Raw genomic sequence first — 989 nt, forward strand, 5'->3', positions numbered from 1 at the left:
CGGCAAGTGAATGGAAGTACACGTTTGACAAACTCCCAGCTTACGATGCAGAAGGTAAGGCATACAAGTATGAAGTGAAAGAACAGCCAGTAGCTGGATATGAATCAAAAGTAAATGGTACTGACATCACAAATACAAAAGTAGGCAAAATAAAAGTAGAAGGAACGAAGACATGGAACGACGGAAATGCGAAAGATCGTCCGGAAATGATTAAAGTAGACCTTTTACAAAATGGTAAAGTAGTAGACACAAAAGAAGTAAGCAAAGCAACAGGCTGGAAATATGAATTCAAAGATTTAGCAGCATATGATGCAGAAGGTAAGGCATACAAGTATGAAGTGAAAGAACAACCAATCGACGGATACAAATCCGAAGTGAAAGGTTATGACATCACAAATACAAAAGTAGGCGAAACGAAAGTAGAAGGAACAAAGACGTGGAACGATAACAACGCAACAGATCGTCCAAGCTCGATTAAAGTAGACTTACTACAAAACGGTAAAGTAGTAGATACAAAAGAAGTAACAGCAGAAACAAATTGGAAGTACACGTTTGAAAAACTGCAAGCATACGATGCAGAAGGTAAGGCATACAAGTATGAAGTGAAGGAACAGCCAGTAGCTGGATATGAATCAAAAGTAAATGGTACTGACATCACAAATACAAAAGTAGGCAAAACAAAAGTAGAAGGAACGAAGACATGGAACGACGGAAATGCGAAAGATCGTCCGGAAATGATTAAAGTAGACCTTTTACAAAATGGTAAAGTAGTAGACACAAAAGAAGTAACAGCAGCAACAGAATGGAAGTACGCATTCGAAAACCTCCAAGCATATGATACAAACGGAGCAGCGTACAAGTATGAAGTGAAGGAACAAGCAGTAGATGGATACAAACCGGAAGTCAACGGTTATGACATCACAAATACAAAAGTAGGCGAAACAAAAGTAGAAGGAACGAAAACATGGAAAGACGATAACGCGAAAGAT

Annotated in this window: 1 protein-coding gene; it reads left to right on the forward strand. The window is 38.6% G+C overall.

Annotated features, from left to right (window positions below; translation table 11 throughout):
- Nucleotides 1–989: Cna B-type domain-containing protein (locus tag BAU28_RS20955; protein ID WP_116500423.1), on the forward strand; the 989-nt coding region annotated here is incomplete at both ends.

It is taken from the genome of Bacillus paramycoides, from assembly GCF_001884235.1.
Taxonomy (GTDB): Bacteria; Bacillota; Bacilli; order Bacillales; family Bacillaceae_G; genus Bacillus_A; species Bacillus_A paramycoides.